Annotated in this window: 18 protein-coding genes; 15 read left to right on the top strand and 3 right to left on the bottom strand. The window is 44.3% G+C overall.

Annotated elements, in window-relative coordinates; all coding sequences use genetic code 11:
* Positions 1 to 40: 40 nt before the first annotated feature.
* The 5 genes from femX (at position 41) to mltG (ending at position 6,558) form a co-directional block, all read left to right on the top strand.
* On the top strand, positions 41 to 1,051 hold the full coding sequence (femX, locus tag G414_RS0103120; protein ID WP_022791404.1) for a UDP-N-acetylmuramoylpentapeptide-lysine N(6)-alanyltransferase: 1,011 nt from the start codon (positions 41 to 43) through the stop codon (positions 1,049 to 1,051).
* A 121-nt stretch (positions 1,052 to 1,172) separates the two neighbouring features.
* A complete protein-coding gene (locus tag G414_RS0103115; protein ID WP_022791403.1) occupies positions 1,173 to 1,541 on the top strand; it encodes a winged helix-turn-helix transcriptional regulator in 369 nt (122 codons plus the stop codon).
* Between the two features lie 300 nt (positions 1,542 to 1,841).
* A complete protein-coding gene (pheS, locus tag G414_RS0103110) occupies positions 1,842 to 2,882 on the top strand; it encodes a phenylalanine--tRNA ligase subunit alpha (protein WP_022791402.1) in 1,041 nt (346 codons plus the stop codon).
* 9 nt (positions 2,883 to 2,891) lie between these two features.
* Entirely contained in the window at positions 2,892 to 5,312 is a 2,421-nt protein-coding gene (pheT, locus tag G414_RS0103105; RefSeq protein WP_022791401.1) for a phenylalanine--tRNA ligase subunit beta, read from the top strand.
* A gap of 103 nt (positions 5,313 to 5,415) precedes the next feature.
* Complete coding sequence (gene mltG / locus G414_RS07190; protein ID WP_022791400.1) at positions 5,416 to 6,558, top strand: endolytic transglycosylase MltG; 1,143 nt, start codon at positions 5,416 to 5,418, stop codon at positions 6,556 to 6,558.
* A gap of 111 nt (positions 6,559 to 6,669) precedes the next feature.
* On the opposite strand, the gene greA is transcribed toward mltG, so the two are convergent.
* Entirely contained in the window at positions 6,670 to 7,155 is a 486-nt protein-coding gene (gene greA, locus G414_RS0103095; RefSeq protein WP_022791399.1) for a transcription elongation factor GreA, read from the bottom strand.
* Positions 7,156 to 7,251: 96 nt separating this feature from the next.
* A complete protein-coding gene (locus tag G414_RS07185) occupies positions 7,252 to 9,903 on the bottom strand; it encodes a YfhO family protein (RefSeq protein WP_022791398.1) in 2,652 nt (883 codons plus the stop codon).
* A 193-nt stretch (positions 9,904 to 10,096) separates the two neighbouring features.
* Here G414_RS07185 and G414_RS0103085 point away from each other — a divergent pair, with 193 nt between their 5' ends.
* The 7 genes from G414_RS0103085 to G414_RS0103055 all read left to right on the top strand — a co-directional run bounded on the left by G414_RS0103085 (position 10,097) and on the right by G414_RS0103055 (position 16,815).
* The gene (locus tag G414_RS0103085) at positions 10,097 to 12,154 is read left to right on the top strand and encodes a peptidoglycan D,D-transpeptidase FtsI family protein (RefSeq protein ID WP_022791397.1); all 2,058 of its coding nucleotides are present in this window, start codon (positions 10,097 to 10,099) and stop codon (positions 12,152 to 12,154) included.
* 102 nt (positions 12,155 to 12,256) lie between these two features.
* A complete protein-coding gene (locus G414_RS0103080) occupies positions 12,257 to 13,591 on the top strand; it encodes a C1 family peptidase (protein WP_022791396.1) in 1,335 nt (444 codons plus the stop codon).
* Between the two features lie 114 nt (positions 13,592 to 13,705).
* Positions 13,706 to 14,284, top strand: coding sequence for a 5-formyltetrahydrofolate cyclo-ligase (locus G414_RS0103075; RefSeq protein WP_022791395.1), 579 nt, complete (start codon positions 13,706 to 13,708; stop codon positions 14,282 to 14,284).
* Entirely contained in the window at positions 14,268 to 14,981 is a 714-nt protein-coding gene (locus G414_RS07180; protein WP_022791394.1) for a rhomboid family intramembrane serine protease, read from the top strand. The genes G414_RS0103075 and G414_RS07180 overlap by 17 nt, the downstream gene beginning before the upstream one ends.
* The gene (locus tag G414_RS0103065; protein ID WP_022791393.1) at positions 14,981 to 15,184 is read left to right on the top strand and encodes a YqgQ family protein; all 204 of its coding nucleotides are present in this window, start codon (positions 14,981 to 14,983) and stop codon (positions 15,182 to 15,184) included. The genes G414_RS07180 and G414_RS0103065 overlap by 1 nt, the downstream gene beginning before the upstream one ends.
* Before the next feature lie 152 nt (positions 15,185 to 15,336).
* The gene (locus G414_RS0103060) at positions 15,337 to 16,314 is read left to right on the top strand and encodes an ROK family glucokinase (protein ID WP_022791392.1); all 978 of its coding nucleotides are present in this window, start codon (positions 15,337 to 15,339) and stop codon (positions 16,312 to 16,314) included.
* A 108-nt stretch (positions 16,315 to 16,422) separates the two neighbouring features.
* Positions 16,423 to 16,815: a rhodanese-like domain-containing protein gene (locus G414_RS0103055; protein WP_022791391.1), complete on the top strand. Its 393-nt coding sequence runs from the start codon at positions 16,423 to 16,425 to the stop codon at positions 16,813 to 16,815.
* 48 nt (positions 16,816 to 16,863) lie between these two features.
* Here the strand turns inward: G414_RS0103055 and G414_RS0103050 are convergent, their stop codons facing one another.
* Complete coding sequence (locus tag G414_RS0103050) at positions 16,864 to 17,046, bottom strand: DUF3042 family protein (protein ID WP_022791390.1); 183 nt, start codon at positions 17,044 to 17,046, stop codon at positions 16,864 to 16,866.
* Between the two features lie 102 nt (positions 17,047 to 17,148).
* Between G414_RS0103050 and miaA the strand changes: the two genes are divergently transcribed.
* The 3 genes from miaA to glnA all read left to right on the top strand — a co-directional run bounded on the left by miaA (position 17,149) and on the right by glnA (position 19,874).
* Positions 17,149 to 18,072 carry a tRNA (adenosine(37)-N6)-dimethylallyltransferase MiaA gene (miaA, locus tag G414_RS0103045; protein ID WP_022791389.1) on the top strand — a complete coding sequence of 308 codons (924 nt, stop codon included), beginning with the start codon at positions 17,149 to 17,151 and terminating at the stop codon, positions 18,070 to 18,072.
* 67 nt (positions 18,073 to 18,139) lie between these two features.
* A complete protein-coding gene (locus G414_RS0103040; protein ID WP_022791388.1) occupies positions 18,140 to 18,490 on the top strand; it encodes a MerR family transcriptional regulator in 351 nt (116 codons plus the stop codon).
* Positions 18,491 to 18,527: 37 nt separating this feature from the next.
* Positions 18,528 to 19,874 carry a type I glutamate--ammonia ligase gene (gene glnA / locus G414_RS0103035; RefSeq protein ID WP_022791387.1) on the top strand — a complete coding sequence of 449 codons (1,347 nt, stop codon included), beginning with the start codon at positions 18,528 to 18,530 and terminating at the stop codon, positions 19,872 to 19,874.
* Positions 19,875 to 19,920: the final 46 nt, after the last annotated feature.

Below are 19,920 nucleotides of genomic sequence, written 5' to 3'. Positions count from 1 at the left end.
TAAAAATAAATACAATTATTTAGGAAAGAAGGTAGTTGGCATGCCAATGTTGGACAGGAATGATCAAAAACAGGTTGCAGCCTATCAAAATTTTGTCCGTACAACTCCCAGTGCGCGGGTAACGCAAGACTTAGCCTGGGGTAGCGTAAAAAACAACTGGGAGGCCCGAGACTTTTATGTTCAGGATGCGGATGGTCAGATTAAAGCGGCCTTATCGGTACTGCTAACTGATACTCCCGCTGGTAAGAAATTTGCCTATGCGTCAAAGGGACCAGTGATGGCAACCTTTGATTTAGCGCTCCTAGATGCCTTGCTAGCAGAGGCCTTACCACATTTGAGTGATGCTTACGTTTTACGTATGGATCCTGAGGTGCCTTATTCAGATGAGTTAAATCAGGCCTTACAAGACCATGGCTTTCAGACCCGTAATCGGAATGTGGCCGCCGCTGGTATGCATGCAACGATTCAACCCCGTCTTAATATGGTGATGGATTTGACGGCCTTTCCTGAGGCCAAACAGACCTTGGATCTGTACCCTTCAAAAACCAAGAGTAAGTTAAAGCGGCCTATTCGTGATGGGGTTACTGTTACCAATGGTGCAACCGCGGCTGAACTAGCCGACTTTTATACAACCTACGAGGCCATGGCTAAGCGCCACGGTATTACTTATCGGCCCAAGGCCTATTTTGAACGCATGCAAGCAGCCTTTGGAGCTGATATCATGCAAATCTTTGTCGCTCGACGCCAAGGACAGCTATTGTCAACGGGAATCGGTTTTAAGTATGGTGATAAAGTCTGGTATATGTATGCTGGCTCAGTCGATGGTGAAACTTACTATGCCCCCTATGCTGTCCAAACCGCGATGATTCAGTGGGCTCTGGACAATGGTGTTCGTTACTATGATATGGGCGGGATTGGTGAAGAAGATCGCAGTGACCATCTCTACCTGTTCAAGCATGTCTTTGTAAAAGCACCAGCTACTGAGTATATTGGAGAAATCGACCGGGTAATTGATCCAACGGTCTATGCAAAATTAGTGGAAAATGACTAGCAATCAGGCTAATCAAGCCTGCCTGGTAATTAGTAAGTAAACGCGTTAAAATGGACAGGTATAGCTAATAGCTTAAATCTAGAAAATAATATAATTAATCAAAGAAAGGAGCAGTGGGAAGATGACAGAAACGGTTACAAAACCTGTTGATTGTAGTGAACAACCGGTGCTATGTGACAAGTTTATTGCTACCTTTGCTTTTCTAGGCCGGAAATGGAATGGTTTAATTATTGAATCATTACTTAATAACGGTCCTATGCGCTTTAAGGACCTTTCACAAATGGTAACGAAGTGTTCAGACCGTGTGCTCGTTGAACGGCTGAAGGAACTAGAAGAGGGGCAGATTATTGAGCGACGGACCTATGAAAATTCGTCTTTAATTGAATATGCCTTAACGCCTAAAGGTGAGTCCATGAAGGAAATGATGACGGCCATTCATCAGTGGTCAGACAAGTGGATGGTACCGAATGAATCAGTAATTACGGGCTAAGTGGCTTGCCTTGCTGGCAAACAATCGGTAAAATAGGGTATAAAGACAGTGAATGGTCAGAGCAATTAAGGATTAGCTAGCGAATTGGGGATGGTGAAAGCCCAACCTAATGCTTATTTGCAGATTCAACCAGGAGTCGAGCCATTGATAAGGTGGTTCCGCTTAGTCAGCGTTAACTGACTGCTTGAGGATGCCTATATTTTGGGCATTGAATCAGGGTGGTACCACGTCTATTAGCGTCCCTTCGATATTTCATTATCGAAGGGACTTTTTTATTGAATTAAAAAAAGGAGTTAGGAAATGAGTTTAGCAGAAAAACTAGACCAATTAAGGGTAACAGCCTTGGCAGAGATTAGTGCTAGTGACTCACAAGCAGACTTGAATCAGATTCGGGTCAAGTGGCTGGGTAAAAAAGGGCCAATTACCGAAGTATTGCGCGGAATGAAAGATTTAGCACCGGCAGAGCGGCCAACCATTGGGGCCAAGGCTAATGAATTACGTGATACCTTGACCCAGGCCATTGGTGATAAACAAGCTACCCTGGCCGCAGCAGCATTAGCAGCGCAATTGGCAGGTGAAACAATTGATGTCACCTTACCAGGTAAACCAGTTGTTCAGGGGCAACCCCATGTCTTACAACAAATCATTGAAGACTTAGAGGACCAATTTATTGGGATGGGTTATCAAATTGTTGAAGGGCCTGAGGTCGAACAGGATGAATATAACTTTAAGCGCATGAACTTACCTGAAGACCACCCCGCCCGTGATATGCAGGATACATTTTATATTAGTAAAAGCTTGTTGATGCGGACCCAAACGTCACCGGTTCAAGCCCGGACGCTAGAACAACACGATTTTTCTAAGGGACCATTGAAGATGATTTCACCAGGTCGGGTCTATCGGCGTGATACAGATGATGCGACACATTCGCACCAATTTCACCAAGTTGAGGGCTTAGTAATTGATAAGCATATTACAATGGGTGATTTGAAAGGAACGTTATTAGCAGTGGCCCACCAACTATTTGGCGCTGATCATGATATCCGTTTACGGCCATCTTATTTTCCCTTTACGGAACCTTCTGTTGAAGTTGATGTGTCCTGGGGACCAGTTACGGACCAGACCAAACCAGAGGATATTGACTGGATTGAAGTTCTAGGAGCTGGCATGGTCCATCCAAATGTATTACGCATGGCCGGCGTAGACCCAGATGTATATGGAGGCTTTGCATTTGGTCTGGGACCAGACCGTTTTGCCATGTTGAAGCATGGCGTAGAAGATATTCGTAACTTCTACTTGAACGATATTCGTTTTCTCAAGCAATTTGACCAGAAAGGCTAGGCGATTATAATGAATGTTTCACTTAATTGGTTGCGCGATTATTTACCAATCACCATTCCTGCCAATGAATTAGCTGAAAAGATTGCACGGACGGCCGTGGAAATTGATGACCAATATCATTTGGCCGGTGACATGAAAAAGATTGTGATTGCCCGTGTCTTATCAGTTGAACCACACCCAGACTCAGATCATCTAGTGATTACCCAGATTGATGCCGGTGAGGATGAACCCCTACAAATTGTTACTGGGGCCCCTAATGTGGCAGTTGGTCAAACGGTGGTGTTGGCTAAACATGGGTCAACGGTTGGCGATCATAAGAAGATCCGCCGGGGTAAATTACGGGGTGAAGTATCTAACGGGATGTTAGTGGCCCTCCAAGAGATTGGGATTGACGATAAAGTCAGTCCAAAAAACTTTGAAGAAGGTATCTGGGTTTTTAATGAAGCTGATGCAAAATCGCTCGTACCAGGAGAAGATGCCCTGACCGTTTTGGGGCTGCGTGATGATATTTTAGAATTGGGGATTACCCCAAACCGGGCCGATATGTTATCGATGAATGGAACTGCCTGGGAAGTCGGTGCCATTCTAGATGAAGTGCCAACCTTACCTCAATTTGAGTTAACGGAAAGTTCAGTGCCTGCTGCAGAAGCGATTAAGGTAACAGCACCGGCTGACTTAGCACCTAAATATGGGGTGCGGGTAGTTAAAAACGTTAAGGTGGCCGATTCACCCTTGTGGTTGCAACGCCGTCTTTGGGCTATGGGTATTCGCCCCATTTCAAATGTGGTGGATGTAACCAATTTGATGCTCTTAACCTACGGACAACCCCTACACGCCTTTGATTATGACCGGCTACCAGCTAAGGAATTGACGGTTAGGGCGGCTGAAGCAAATGAAGAGCTAACAACCTTGGATGGTGTTGAACGTAGAACCCAAGCCGGTGATATTCTTGTGACCTCTGCTAACCAACCCCTGATGTTCGCTGGGGTGATGGGGGGCGCCTCTACTGAGGTCACCGCAGAGACAGAAAATGTCGTCTTAGAGGCCGCTATATTTGAGCCCAAGGCGATTCGGCATGCTGCACGTGACCAAAACTTGCATTCTGAGGCCTCACAACGTTTTGAACGTGGCGTTAATGTGGATGATACCTTTAAGGCCTTAGACCATGCGGCTGCCTTATTAGCGGAGTTGGCCCAAGGAGAAGTCTTAGCTGGACGGGTGATTGCGCAAGATTATGCTTATCAGGCACCAAGCATTGCCATTACCGTGGCAAAAATTAATCATGTGCTAGGGACGGACTTAACGGTTGAGACCGTGGGCACTATTTTTGACCGATTAGGTTTTCCTTATCAAGTTGATGCTGGTGACCGCTTTACAGTGACCATTCCTGCCCGACGTTGGGATATTAAAATTCCAGCGGACTTAATTGAAGAAGTTGCCCGGATATATGGGTATGATGAGCTACCAACTACCTTGCCAGTTGGTGAAATGACGATGGGGGGCTTGACAGGTAAGCAACATTTCCTAAGGGCGAGTCGGCATGTGCTAGAAGGTTTAGGAATGAACCAGGCTATTTCTTATGCATTGACGACGCCTGCTAAGGCCGCCCGTTTCCAAATTACGCCAGTTACGCCGGTGGTATTGGATTATCCAATGTCACAAGATCATCAAGTAACCCGGGGCAGTTTGATTACGAGCCTCTTAGATGATGTCGCTTATAATCTGGCCCATAAACAAGCTGATCTGGCCCTATATGAACAAGGACGTGTTTTTGATGCCAAAGGGGATGATACCCTGCCGGAGGAAAGAGAGCATTTGGCTGGTATTTTAACCGGCCATCTGCAAACAGCTAGCTGGGATCAAAAAGCACAAGACGTTGACTTCTTTACGTTAAAGGGAATTGTTGAACAATTACTGACTAACCTAGGCTTCACTGACGTGCACTTTGTTGCCAATCGTGAGCGTCCAGATATGCATCCTGGTCAAACGGCTGATATTTTCTTGGGTTCAACCTTAGTCGGCTTTATTGGACAAATCCATCCGCAGACAGCTCAAGATTATCGGATTAAGCAAACCTTTGCCTTTGAGCTTGATTTAACGGCAATGTTGGCGCTACCTCGTGAAGGGGACCATTATGATGTTATTTCACGTTTCCCATCAATTTCACGTGATTTAGCACTGCTGGTTGACCGGGACACGACGTCAGCCGATGTATTAGCGCTTATTAAAGCGCATGGGGGCGCTTATCTAAAATCAGTGACTGTCTTTGACGTCTATACAGGTGATAAGGTACCAGCGGATAAGAAGTCCCTGGCTTACAGTCTGACCTTTGTTAGTCCTGAGACGACCTTGGTTGATGCGGATATTAATGCTGCCATGGACCGGATTAATCAGGCCTTAGTAGAGCAGTTAGCTGCACAAGTACGTTAAGTTTTTGTGACAATACCATTTTTAGGACTGGAAACTGGTATACTGTTACTTGCATGTTTTACGGTGAAAACAGAACTAAACGTAATTAAGAGGAGCACAGTTCATGGCGAAGTATTCAAGACAATCACAGCAGCGCCGACAAGGGGTTCATTTGAGCCTGTTTTGGAAGCTGGTGATCACTATCGGAATCATTGTCGGCCTTGGTGGCATTTATTATGCCTATGTGCAAAATGACCAAACCAATTATGCGGCCTTAAACCCGCAAAAAAAGAAGACCAAAGAAGTTGAAATTAAAGCCGGCGCCTCGCCTAAACAAATGGGCTTGGCTTTGAAGAAGGCGGGGGTGTTACGCTCAGAACGGGCCTTTGCCCACTATGTGGATGCCAAAGGCTTTACTGATTTGAAATCAGGTTATTATGAGTTAAGTCCCTCAATGACGGTACCAGCAATTGTAGATGCGTTACGTTTTGGGGGCTCCCCAGTACCCATTAACAGTAAGAATGTGGTAGTAGTTCGCGAAGGTGAACCAATCGCCGACATTGCAAAGGAAGTTGGTAAAAAGACAAACTTTAGTGAGCAGGAGTTTTTAAAAGCTACCAATGATCCTAAGCTCTTTAAACAGTTGCAAGAGGAATTTCCGGGTTTGCTGGACTCAGCGGCCAAGGCTAAAAATGTTCGTTATCGTTTAGAGGGGTATTTATATCCGGCTACGTATCCTTGGCGTGATGCAAAGTCAGTCAATGAGTTAATTGAAACCATGGTCCAGCAGGAGTATTACGTGCTTAGGCCAAGGTTTGCTGACATTGAGCAATCGAAGCTAACCATTCAAGAACTCTTAACCTTAGCTTCACTGGTGGAGCGTGAGGGAGTCGATAAGGATAGTCGTCGAATTATTGCTGGTGTTTTCCTAAACCGGCTCGACATTAATATGCCAATCCAGTCAGACGTGGCGACTAAGTATGCCTTAAATACCAAGAAGACTAATTTATCCAATCAAGATGTTCAATCTGACAGTCCTTATAACTTGTATAAGTTTACAGGGTTAGGACCTGGACCGTTTAATAATCCAAGTATTGAATCAATTGATGCGGTCTTAAACCCTAAGGATCGGGATGCGGGTTATCTTTACTTTGTTGCCAATTTGAAGACTGGTAAGGTATATTATTCTCAGAATTATGATGCTCATCTATCTCGATTAGGTGAAGTTGATGCAACTAATCAATCAATGGGTAAGAATGACCATTAAATAAAAAACGTGGAGCTAAGCTTCACGTTTTTTTATTAGCAGCTTTTTAGAGAAGTTACAATCAGGGAAAAATAAAAAGGACGTTTCCATAAGGGAAAACGTCCTTTTTATTTAGGCTGTTTCTACAGCAATGATTTTAACCTGCATTGAACCACCATTTGGTAGGTCAACCTGGACTTCATCATTTAAATGATGGCCCAGCAAAGCTTTGGCAATTGGTGATTCATTTGAAATCTTACCTTCAAAGGGATCTGCTTCTGCACCACCAACGATGCTATAGGTCTCAGGTTCTTCATCGGGTAGTTCTTTAAAGGTTACCTTCTTACCAACGGAAACTTCATCAGGATCAATGGCCGAGGAATCGATAATTACGGCATTATCAAGCATGTTTTGTAACGTATTGATTCGACCTTCTACAAAGGCTTGCTCATCTTTAGCCGAAGCGTATTCGGAATTTTCAGATAAGTCACCAAAACTGCGGGCAATCTGAATACGATTAGTAATTTCAGCTCGTTTTTCGGTGATTAGGGTATTTAACTCGTCAGCAAGCTTTTGCTTACCTTCCAAGGTCATTGGATATTCTTTTTCTTCAGCCATGATTGGCCTCCTATTATTATAATCTAGCAAGGAAACTGCTTTTCAAAAGATACATTACCATGTACAGTGTGTTCTGTAAAGGTTTACCCTGTTAAATTAAGGTAGATCTGGCCTGTCATGCCGGTGATTTAGATAGCTTGACCAGGCTAAACCAAGGGTAAATAAAATAGTTCCTAAGCTAATATAGAGTCCTAATTTAAAGAAAGGAGGCCGATAAGTGAAGTGGACTTGATGTTCCCCTTCATTAAGTGGCAGTCCAATCAAGAACTTGCCAATTTTAAGGGGCTTCACTGGCTGACCATCAACTGTTGCCTGCCAACCTGGGCCGTAGGGGATAGTGGTCATCAGCATTTGATTGCCAGCCGGCATGGTAATCGTCCCCTTGATATCAGTATTACTAAAGTGGTTGATGACTAAGGCGTGTTGTTTAATTGCCTTGGCCTCCCTTGTAAGCTGTTGCTGGTTGGCCCGATAGAGGGAAACATTTTTCAGCCATAAGTCCGCTCGCTTAAAGTGCATGGTGATCGTTTGGGTTTGTCCTTTTTGTCCGTTTCTTAGCGGAATCACGATTGTATGTCGATGACTTGGGATTTCTGGCACGGTTTGCCCATTGATTTGAATTTCTAAGTCGTCTGAATTTAAGCTATCACCCAGGGTCAAGTAGTATGGGTCATCTGTACTTGGTATATAGGATAGACTAATTTTGGCATCGGCATGTTGATCCTGTTTGGTTAAGTACGCCCCGGTAACAGTTTGAGGTAATTGGGTGTTAACGGTGGTTGAGTGGTCAAAGTTAACACTAGTGAACACAGGAGATTCATCATTACCAGTTAGGGCAGCCCAGAGGCGGTTTTGATTGCCCAGCGGATCATTTTCTTTCCACTTAAGGTTTGTTAAATCGCTGTTAGCTGCAAAGGCTAAGGGTAAGGCTTGTGGATTCTTTGAGAGGAGGGTCAGCGTATTAGTATAGACAATAGGATACTCATCATTAGTATCTTGCCGCCTAAGGGTAGTTAAATTAGCTGGTGTCCCAGGTCGATTAGCCTCATGGTCGTTACTTTGCAAGAGATAACGCATTCCTAAAAAGGTATCGGTTAAGATAGTTCCACTATCATAGCTAATATAGTTATCACCTTCAGGTTGACCAATGGCTGCCATGAAATCACTCTGTTGGTGTTCTAGGCCGGAAGAAAAGACGGAGGCACCATAATAGTGGCCTTGAAAGGGATCTCCTTTGGTCCGTTGGAAGCTCTGGGCGACCCGATAAAAGTCGTTTTTATGGTGGGGTAGCTGTTCGCTAAGCGTATTTAGGTTGGTCATAGCAGTTTGATATTCACGGTTAGTTAAATAAGAAAAATTATTTAAGGTTAGGACCGTACTGGTAGCTAACTCGCTGAGCACTAAAGCAGCTAATAAAAGTGACCACCAACGACCACGACTTTGTGAAAGTAATAAGATGATAAAGAGGGCTAAGAAACACCCACCAATGAGCAACTGTTCTTGACTGAGAAAGTTGAGTTTATCTACACGTTGGTACAGGTAGGCAAAGCCCAAGCCAGCTAGACCCAAAAAGGAAAGTAACTGGAGGGAGGACAGGCGGAACTGATTGGTCCAAATGGAGGCCGTCAACCAAAGTAGCCAAAAACAGAAGACGAAAGAAAACCGATAAGGATACCAAACAGGATATTGAAAACCATGCCACAGTAGGTTCAAGGGGCTATACATCATAGACAGTACGAGAACAGCTGTGACTAGGCAGGTTGTTAGGCGAACTGGCCAACGGATTTGCCGACTAGTTATAAAAAACCAAATGATGATTAAGGGTAATGTGCCGACAAAAATGTTCGGTAGGCCAGTGGGCATTTGGGCGAAATTAAAGGAGCCAACAAAAAATTTGCCAAGTATATCAGCGGCGGGATAATCAAATTGCCACTTTAAGTCTTGCAACATATGCTGGCCCTTGCTGTTAAGGAGTGAGACTGCGGTAGGCAACCAGATAACAGCGGCTAAACCAATGCTGATGATGCTAGCAAAGATAAATTGACCTAGGGAGTGGAGCCGTTGTTGCCAGGGATAGGCTGACCAGGTTAAGCGCCAAACAAGGTAAAGTACCATAAAGAGACCGAGCATGTAGGCCATGTAGTAGTTGATGACACAGGCGGCAGTTAAGGGCAAAACATAGTACCACATACTTTTTTGCTTGAAATAACTTTCTAGCCCCAAGACAACGAGGGGCAAAAGAATGGCGACGTCTAGCCAAAGCAAGTTCAGTTGATTTGCGACAAACCAACCTGAAAAGGCATAGGCAGTTCCAAAAATAGGGAGAGACCAACCCTTTTGCCAACGCATCTTAAGGATGGCAAAGGCAAAGGACCAGCTGGTTAGACCATATTTTAGGACTGTTAGCCAGAAAAGGGCGCTTGGTAACTGGGTATTAGCAAAGGGTAAGAGTAACAAATTAGTTGGGCTCATCAGATAGTAGGCCCAGTCGCCATACATTTCCCCACCTAATCCTTTAGAAAAGGAGTAAAAAATTTGTGAAGGGTCAGTTAATAGGGTATGGCGAAAAAATTCAAAAAAATCAATATATTGTTGGCCTAAATCCACGGTCAAAATGGAGCTATTCCCAAAGGGGGCCATGTGCCGACTAGCAAAGTAAGCGGTCATAAAGAGTGCCGGCAATAAAAAGCTTACCCATAAAGACCAGGTATTAGGTCGCCAATTTTTAGGATTAAAACGTTTAGTCATCGCTATCCTCCAAATAATAACTTAGGTATATTAAACCATATTTTAAGCCTAAGATTGGGGCTTAATGTGGATCAAAGTAAAAAGTTAAAGTTAGATATGCTACAATAGATAGGTTATCAAGAAGAACAAAAGTAGGTACCGGGGAGCGTATATTAGCAGACCGGGTAAAGAATAGAAGTGAGGAAGTCAAGTCATGCAATCACCAAATCGTCACGGTGGCGGACGGGCTAGGCGACAATCAATGTCCCGCATTCCAGCGCGGTTAAATATCTTGATGGGCATCGTCGTATTAATGCTAGGAATATTGGGTTGGCGCTTAGGAACCCTTCAAATTACCGATAGTGCCCAGTACAAACAAGCTGTTAAAAGTGCTGACACGAGTATTGAAAAAGCCAACGTTCAGCGGGGAGTTATTTACGATAGCTCTGGTAAGGCGCTGGTTTCCAATCAAGGCGAACAGGCGATTACCTATACTAAACCGCGTAATGTGACTGAGCAAGAGCTGTACACAGTTGCCAATGAAGTGGGCAAATATGTCACGATTAAGACTGACCGCTTGTCTGACCATAATTATGCCAATTACTACGTCTTAAATAAGCGTCATGCTAAGCGTGTGGCTAAGTTAAGTCAGACCGAAGCTGCTCCCGGCACCGATGCCTATGCAGCTGATTTAACTAATTATGTAGAACGTCATCAAGCGAAGTTTCCCCTGTCAGCAAGTGAGCGGAATCAGGCGATGCTTTTTCAAAAGATGGTAAATGCCTATGCCTTATCAACTATTTACTTAAAGGAAGAAGATGTTAGCCAAGAAGAAATTGCTAGCATTGGGGAGCGTCAGGCTAAAATGCCGGGCGTACGAGTTGGCCTTTATTATAAGCGTGAGTCGCCTTCTGACACGGATGCGATGGCATCGATTATTGGATCGGTATCGACCTCAACAGCTGGCTTGCCAGAAAACAGTGTCCATCAATTGTTAACTAAGGGTTATTCAAGAGACGATTCAGTTGGGACAACCTTCTTAGAGGCGCAATATCAGGATGCCCTCAAGGGAACTAAAAAAGAAATTGAAGTCAAGAGCAATGCACAGGGAGAGTCGACCGAAAAGACGCTCTATCCAGGTCAACCGGGTTCAGATTTGCATCTAACCATTAATGCTAAGTTCCAGGCCGATGTACAGGATATTTTAAAGAAGAATATACCGGGTGGTCATACCCAGGGTGCCTACGCTGTTGTGCTGAACCCAAACACCGGTGGCGTTTATGCCATGGGTGGCGTTAATCGCTTGGCATCTGGTAAGTTACAGGATGATGCAATGGCGACCATTAACCGGGCCGAGGTAGTTGGTTCGGTTGTTAAGCCGGCCATGATTACCAATGCCATGTTGAACGGGACCATTTCACCAAGTAACAGTGTCTTAACGGACCAACCAATTCAAGTGGCGGGGACTGCGCCTAAGAGTTCCTGGTTTAATCGGAATGGTGAGCAGTCGATTCCATTGACCGCCTCAGATGCCTTAATGGTGTCGTCTAACTCCTATGTGATGCAGCTGATGTTAAAAATGGCTGGTAAGCCATATAGTAAGGATATGAGCTTGGCTAACTTGGGCTCTGGTATTTTCCAAACGATGCGGGAAGGGTTTAATCGCTTTGGTTTGGGGGTTGATACCGGTATCGATTTGCCGGGCGAAGTAACTGGAATTCGTGGTTCAACATCACCGGACCATTATGGTAATGCCTTGGATGAATCCTTTGGTCAATATGATACCTACACGACGATGCAGTTGGCTCAATATGTGGCAACCATTGCCAATGGCGGTTATCGGGTCCGTCCGCATGTGGTTCAATCTATTAAGCAACATGCTAAAGATAATGATGATACCACACCGCTTGAGACAACGGTTAATACTCAGGTATTGGGAACCGTTGGCTGGACACCAGCTGAACGGAATGTCATTTGGGAGGGGATGCGTAAGGTGGTTCATGGTAAGAGTCCCTTTGTGACTGGATCCATGTTGAAGGGTGTTAAGCCTGCGGTTTATGCTAAAACTGGAACGGCTGAAACAACAACTGATCAAGCTAGCACCTTAACCTATTCATTAGTGTCCTTCGTACCGGATGCCGATGTGGCAATGGCCATTGTGGTACCAGGAGTATCAGAAACTACAAGTACGGTTAATCAGACGATTGCGCAACAAATCTATGAAGCTTATTGGAAAGATGTTGAAAGCAAGTCGAATGTAAAAGATAATTAAATTAAATAGGCCTGCGCTGAAGCCATTTCGACGGAGGCCTTTTTACTTGCATATTTTTAATATTAAGAATAAAATGAGAGAAATATGAAAAAGGAGTTTAACATGAGCGCAATTAATCAAGATGAAACCGCTGCTTTTCGGGCAGCATTTTTAGCAAATGACAAGCAAAGGGCTCTGCAACGCGCCGTTTGGAAGAATGGCATTAAAGCCTCGGCCGAGAATGAAGCGGCCGTGGTTGAGAATACGCCGCTCTTTTCATTGGACTTAGCGACTGGTAAGGTAGCTAATCAAAAAAAGTCCGGTCGTTGTTGGATGTTTGCGGCCTTGAATACCGTTAGACACCAAATGACCACTAATTTCCAGTTAAAGGACTTTGAACTATCTCAAAATTATACTTACTTTTGGGATAAGTACGAAAAGGCCAATTACTTCTATGACAATATTATTGCAACGGCTCAAGAACCGGTAACAAGTCGTAAGGTGGCCTTTTTATTAGCAACACCGCAACAAGACGGTGGTCAGTGGGACATGGTGGTATCCTTGTTCAAAAAGTACGGTATGGTGCCTAAGACGGCCATGCCCGAAACAGCCAGCTCAGAAAATTCAAGTGAATTAAACGCTACCCTAAATCAGCTCTTGCGTAAGCAAGCAATTACGTTACGACACTTAGTTGCTAATCAAGCAAGTGCCGATGACATAGACCAGCACCGACAAGCCTTTTTGCAAGATGTGTATAATGTGCTGGCGATGTCCCTAGGCTTGCCCCCTGAGCACTTTGACTTTGAGTTTAGGGATACAGAGGGGAACTTTGTTCATGAAAAGGCGATGACCCCCCAAGCCTTTTTTGAAAAATATGGACGGATGGATTTTGACGACTATGTTAGCATTATTAATGCACCAACGGCAGATAAGCCCTTTATGCAGACCTATACAGTTGATATGTTAGGTAATGTCGTTGATGGCAAGCCAGTCAAGTATCTTAACCTGCCAATGTCAGAGTTGAAGGAATTGGCCTTAAAGCAATTGCAAGCCGGCGAATCAGTTTGGTTTGGGTGCGATGTAGGACAGTCATCAATCCGTGATAAGGGAATTATGGCAGCAAATGCCTATGATCTTAATGCCCTCTTTGATGTTGACTTTGATATGACCAAGGCCCAACGGTTAGCCTACGGCGAAAGTATGATGACCCATGCTATGGTGTTAACGGGTGCTGATTTGGTTGACCAGGTACCAACTAAATGGAAGGTTGAAAATAGTTGGGGTGACAAAGTTGGCGCGGACGGCTTTTTTGTGATGAGTGATGCTTGGATGGACCAGTATACCTATCAAATTGTAGTGCGCAAAGACTTACTATCAACGCAACAGCAAGCAGCACTTGCTACTGAGCCAAAGGTCTTGGGCCCTTGGGATCCGATGGGCGCACTGGCCAATAATTAATTTTGATCGCGAAAAAATCTCTTTACCTTAGGGTAAGGAGATTTTATTTTATCCAGAGTTGTTGACTATGTTAGACTAGAGAAATTAAGGCGAACTGTTAGGAGCAGGCTCAGAATGATTGAAAAAGCAGAGATACGAAAATGCGCTCAAGCTAACTATCGTGACTATTTGACCGGACATGGTAGTTACGCAATGCAAGCGCTAGTGCAGATAGTGACGGGGTTGCCGGCCTGGCAAAAGGCACAGCGTGTGGCCCTCACGCTTTCCCAAACGGGTGAGCTACCAACCCAGTTGTTAATTGAGACGGCCCTATTGCAAGGGAAAGATGTGTTTCTACCCCGGGTGGCACCAAAGCGGCAGTTAGAGTTCATTCCAATAAACCAGGATACGACTTACGAACGGCACCCTTATGGGATGTTAGAACCAGTGGGCACCCCCTTAAGTGAGGTAGAGCAGCTAGACTTTGTGCTGGTGCCCGGTCTAGCTTATAGCCAAGCCGGTGACCGGGTAGGTTTTGGGGGCGGCTACTATGACCGCTTTTTAATACGAGTTCCCAATGCGGCAACGGTTGGGGTGACGTTGCCAGCTAATTACTATCCGACCCCTATTTGGCCGGTTGAAGTCTGTGACTACCGTGTTCAAACGGTGCGGTTGTTAAAAGGAGTACAGCAACAAGATGATGAAAACAGTTAAGCAGAATTGGCAACTAGCACCGGTGACGCTCACGCTGACGATAGGTATGGTGTTGGTCTTTGTCATGCAGCTTGTGCTATCCGGGGGCCTGGCCATTTCACAAGCTATATTATTGAAGATGGGGGCTCAAGATGCACCCGACATTATCCTACACCACGAATGGTGGCGCCTCTTGACGGCAGGGTTCTTACATGCCAATGGGATGCACTTGCTATTAAACGTACTGGTTTTTTACTATCTTGGTCGGATTTTGGAGAGTGCTTTGGGTCACTGGCAATTAGCAGCCCTTTTCTTATTTAGTATTGTGACAGGTAATTTAGCAGAATTGGCATTTCTTAGCCGGTTAGGAACGATTGGCATTGGTGCTTCTGGAGGTGTCTTTGGTTTAATTGCAGCAATTATTTATTTGGGCTGGATGGAAAAACGGCCCGGGTTTTGGCAGGGGCAGGCCAAGACCATGCTGTTATTCGTGGCGTTAAACGTTTTGTTTGATATCTTTACGCCTAATATTGGTCATTGGGCCCATGCCGTGGGGTTCATTGGTGGAGGTCTGTTGGCCCCTGCTTTGTTACAGAGCACCTATGCTAAGCAAACGTTTAGACGGCCACGCGGGCGTAGCAGCTTAGGCTTGGTCTTATGTGGCCTTTTGGTGTTCGCACTTGGCCTTTGGATTTATGTTCGTTTTGGAGGCTACTAATGCGGAAATTTATTGATGTCTTAACCTTACTCAAACAATTTAATATCTATATTCACCTGGGTGATCGGCTCTGGGATATCGAATTAGCGGCTATTGAAATTGATAATCTCTACCGGGCGGGTTTACTTACAGCTGATGATTATGCACAAATTAAACTGGTTTTACGTCATGAGCATGAAATGGAATTGGCGGCGCGTAGTTAGCAAAAGAAACATTTATTGCTGGTCAATCTTGAAATTTTTGTATTAATTAGGCTATAATATTCCTTGTGAAGAAAACGATTACAATCGTTTGCCGGGTCGATTAAGCTCTAGGCGGACCTAACAAATATAAAAATAGTAAGCGAGGATATAACATGGAAAAAGATAAGCTAATTGGAATTGACCTTGGGGGGACAACGGTCAAGTTTGCCATTATGACTAAAGAGGGTGATATTCAACAAAAGTGGTCAATTACGACCAACATTATGGATGAAGGTTCACATATTGTTCCTGACATTATTCAGTCAATCAATCATCATTTAGACCTATATCAATTGCCCAAGGAACGGGTTATCGGGATTGGAATGGGGACACCGGGAACTGTTGACCAGGAGATGGGAACGGTTAAGGGGGCCTTTAACTTGAATTGGCGTGAACCACAAAATGTGCGCGCTGAAATTGAAGCTGGAGTTGGCCTACCAGTAGCCATCGATAATGATGCCAATTCAGCTGCCTTAGGTGAGCAATGGCGCGGTGCTGGAAATAATGAGCCCGATGTAGCCTTTATCACCTTAGGTACAGGAGTCGGTGGTGGTTTGATCCATGAAGGTAAGTTAATTCATGGTGTTTCAGGGGCGGCTGGTGAAGTTGGCCATATGGTTGTTGAACCTGATGGTTACCTATGTACCTGTGGCAATCATGGCTGCCTAGAGCAATACGCATCTGCTACCGGTGTGGTGCATCTAGCCCACGATTTTGCGGATGCTTATGCAGGTAATTCAAAGTTAAAGCAACTCTTAGATAATGGTGACGAAGTAACATCAAAGATTGTCTTTGATTTAGCCAAGCAGGATGATTTCTTGGCTAATGAAGTAGTTAATAAGGTTGCTTACTACCTTGGCTTGGCCTGTGCCAATTTAGCTAATATTCTGAACCCATCAAAGATTGTCATTGGTGGTGGTGTGTCGGCTGCTGGTCGCTTCCTATTGGACCGAGTTGATGAAAACTTCCAAAAGTTTGCCTTTAAGTCAACACGTGACGTTACGGAATTACGCTTAGCAGAACTTGGCAATGATGCCGGTGCCTATGGGGCTGCTTCACTTGCCTTACAAAACCAAGCGGCTCATGCTTAATCAATAATCTTATATTAAGAGAGTCTTGATTGGCTCTCTTTTTATTCGCCAAGGCAGTCATTTTCTGCTAAAATTTATAGAAACTGTTAGAAAGAGGACGTATACCGGATGTGGACAATTTTATTTATTGGCTTAGTGCTGATTTCAGTCTGGTTGGGATGGTTATACTTGCAGACACACTACTTTGCTAAACAACATGCGACCTTGTTAGATTCGCATGATTTTGAAGAACAGGGCCGGGGGCATCAAATTATTGATTTGCGCGATGCCGGTGCCTTTAAGGTCAAGCATGTCTTTGGTGCTCGTAACATTCCATATGCTATGTTACAGGAAAATCATGCTGCCTTGCGCCGTGATAAACCAGTCTTCTTATACGATTCGAATATGCAGCTGGCCAGCCGAATGGCTAAGAAGTTACATAAAGATGGTTATGAGAACATTTACATCTTAAAGGGTGGCTTTACGATGTATGATGGTCGGACGAAATCAAATCAAAGCTAAAGAAAAAGCGACTGTGAATTCACAGTCGCTTTTCGTTAATATAGTCGCTTAAAAGCGAGGGCCATGTGAGTGGGCCGCTTTACGGGCTGCCTTTAACTCTGTTTCTTCAAACTTAGCCTCTTCGTCTTCGATTGGCTCAATAACCTGCTTGTGGTAAGCAAATCCAGCCATGGCAGCAGAAGCAATGGTCCCTAAAACGCCAGTTACTAGTCCCAAACCAAATTTTTTCATGATAGCGGACACTCCTTTTATTTCTAAGTATTTAACATAATTTTAACATATTTTATCCAAGGATATGGCTGGAAAGCCAGTAAATTTAAATGAGGAGCAAAAATGCAAAAACTGATTGTCATTGTTGGGCCAACCGCAGTTGGCAAAACAGCACTTTCCCTAAGCCTAGCGCAAGCACTTGATGGGGAAATCGTGTCAGGTGATTCGATGCAAATTTATCGCGGTTTAGACATAGGGACAGCTAAAGCTACTCCTGCGGAGCAAGCGCTGGTACCCCACCATCTAATTGATGTTGCAGATCCTGATGAAAACTATTCGGTGGCACGGTTTGTCCAAATGGCACAAAAGTCAATTCAAGAAATTACTGCCCGGGGCAAACTACCAATCTTGGTCGGTGGGACGGGCTTTTATGTCCAAGCCTTACTTGGCGATCGTCCTTTAGCGAAGATTCAAGAACATCCAGATTCTGCTTTTGAAGAATATTGGAATCAACAGGTGCAAAGGGATGGTGAAACAACATTACGGAAAACCTTAGCCCAAGTAGATCCAATCAGTGCAGAACGGATTTTGCCGGGTCAAATTAGGCGTTTAAAACGAGCCTTGCTCGTATCAAAACAAACGGGGCACCCTTTTTCTAGTTTACAACCGCAACCAAAGCGGCGCTATGATGCCTTTATCATTGGCTTGAATACGGAACGAGCATACTTGTATAAGCGAATTAACCAACGAGTAGACAGCATGTTAGCAGACGGGCTCCTGAATGAGGCTCGATTGGTCTATGACCTGCCAGCTGAGGCCACCGCTAAAAAGGCGATTGGTTATAAGGAACTATTTCCATATTTGGCTGGCGAGGCAACATTAGCCCAAGCAAGCGAAGTGCTAAAAACAGCGTCACGACATTATGCAAAACGCCAGTTAACCTGGTTTAAAAATCAGTTTACTGATATTCATTGGCTTGATCTTATAGAAAAACCAGACATGGTAAAACCTTTAACAACAGAAATTAAGGCTTTCATGTCAGAATAATTAACATTTACCCATATAAGGAGCTTAATTGGTGCTACAATACCACTTGTACAGGAGGTCAGGGACGATGAGCGAACGGGAATTACGTCGTGATTTAGCAGTGCTACCGATTAGTGCTGTGCGTGAACTGACTGGTTTGTCAGATCGCCAAATACGTTATTATGATCAGCAAGGTTTGATTGAGCCCCAGCGAGGGGCCGGTAAACAGCGGCGGTATTCGTTAGCTGATATTGACCGCTTATTAAAAATTGCTGATTATATGGACGCAGGTTATACAGTAGCTGAAATTCGTCAGGTAGAAGAAAAGCAAATGCGTAAAGCCATGGCTAAGTCAACCGAAGATGATGAGCAGCTACGACACTTTCTGGCAAATGAGTTATTAAAGATTGGTCGTTTTGGCGATCAACAAGAGTACTAGTTTCGGTAAGCAGTAGGTAATCATAAAGGAGAAGGGCATGGGACGCAAGAACTATACGCAAGACGACGTTCGACAATTAATAAAAGATGAAAACGTTGAATTTTTACGTTTACAGTTTTCAGATGTTTTTGGCAACATTAAGAATGTTGAGTTGCCAGTATCACAATTGGATAAGCTTCTGAGTAATAAAGTGATGTTCGATGGTTCCTCCATTGATGGGTTTGTGCGAATTGAAGAGTCTGATATGTATCTTTATCCAGACTTGACGACCTTTATGATTTTCCCTTGGGCAACGGATGCACATGGCGGTAAGGTCGCCCGTATTATTTGTGATATCTATACAGTAGATGGAGAGCCCTTTGCTGGTGACCCACGCAACAACCTTAAACGGGTGCTAAAGGAAATGACGGATGCTGGTTATTCGTCCTTTAATTTAGGAACTGAACCTGAATTCTTTCTCTTCAAGATGGATGCAGACGGTCATCCAACGATGAAGCTTAATGATAAAGGGGGGTATTTTGATTTAGCGCCTTTGGACATGGGCGAAAATACCCGACGTGAAATTGTTCTGGAAATGGAAAAAATGGGCTTTGAAGTTGAAGCAGCACATCATGAAGTGGCCCCCGGACAACATGAGGTCGACTTTAAGTATGCTAATGCTTTAGAGGCTGCTGATAATATTCAAACCTTTAAATTGATTGTCAAAACCATTGCACGTAAGCACGGCCTATATGCAACCTTCCTACCAAAGCCCGTTTCAGGAATTAATGGAAACGGTATGCATATCAATATGTCACTCTTTAAGGATGGAAAGAACGTCTTTTATGATCCAAAGGACAAGGAAGGACTATCACAGACAGCCTACCATTTCTTAGGTGGAATTTTAGACCATGCAGCTAATTTTACTGCGTTAGCTAACCCAACCGTTAATTCTTATAAGCGCTTAACCCCTGGTTTTGAAGCCCCCGTCTATATTGCTTGGTCTGGTTCTAACCGTTCGCCAATGGTGCGGGTGCCAGCTTCAAGAGGTCAATCAACGCGGCTGGAATTGCGGTCAGTTGACCCAACAGCCAACCCATATTTGATTTTTGCAGCCATCTTAGAAGCGGGCCTAGATGGTATTCGGCGGAAGCTCGAGCCAAACAATTCTGTTGATCAAAATATCTACTTGATGGATGAAGGTGAGCGCAAGAAGGCGGGCATCAAAGATCTACCGGATACGCTTTTGGCCGCCATTGATGATTTTTCAACAGATGATGTCATGAAGGCAGCAATTGGGCCAGTGATGACGCGGACCTTTATTGATGCTAAGCGGCTTGAATATCAATCTTACCGTCAGGCTGTATCAAAGTGGGAAATTGATAATTATCTCGATCAATACTAAAATTTTCTAAAATCTTCTAAAAAACAGGGTTATCATCGTGAGATGA

It is taken from the genome of Weissella halotolerans DSM 20190 (assembly GCF_000420365.1).
In the GTDB taxonomy this organism is placed as follows: Bacteria; Bacillota; Bacilli; order Lactobacillales; family Lactobacillaceae; genus Weissella; species Weissella halotolerans.
The sequence above is the reverse complement of the archived record's forward strand: the minus strand, read 5'-3'. Positions and strand labels throughout refer to the sequence as shown.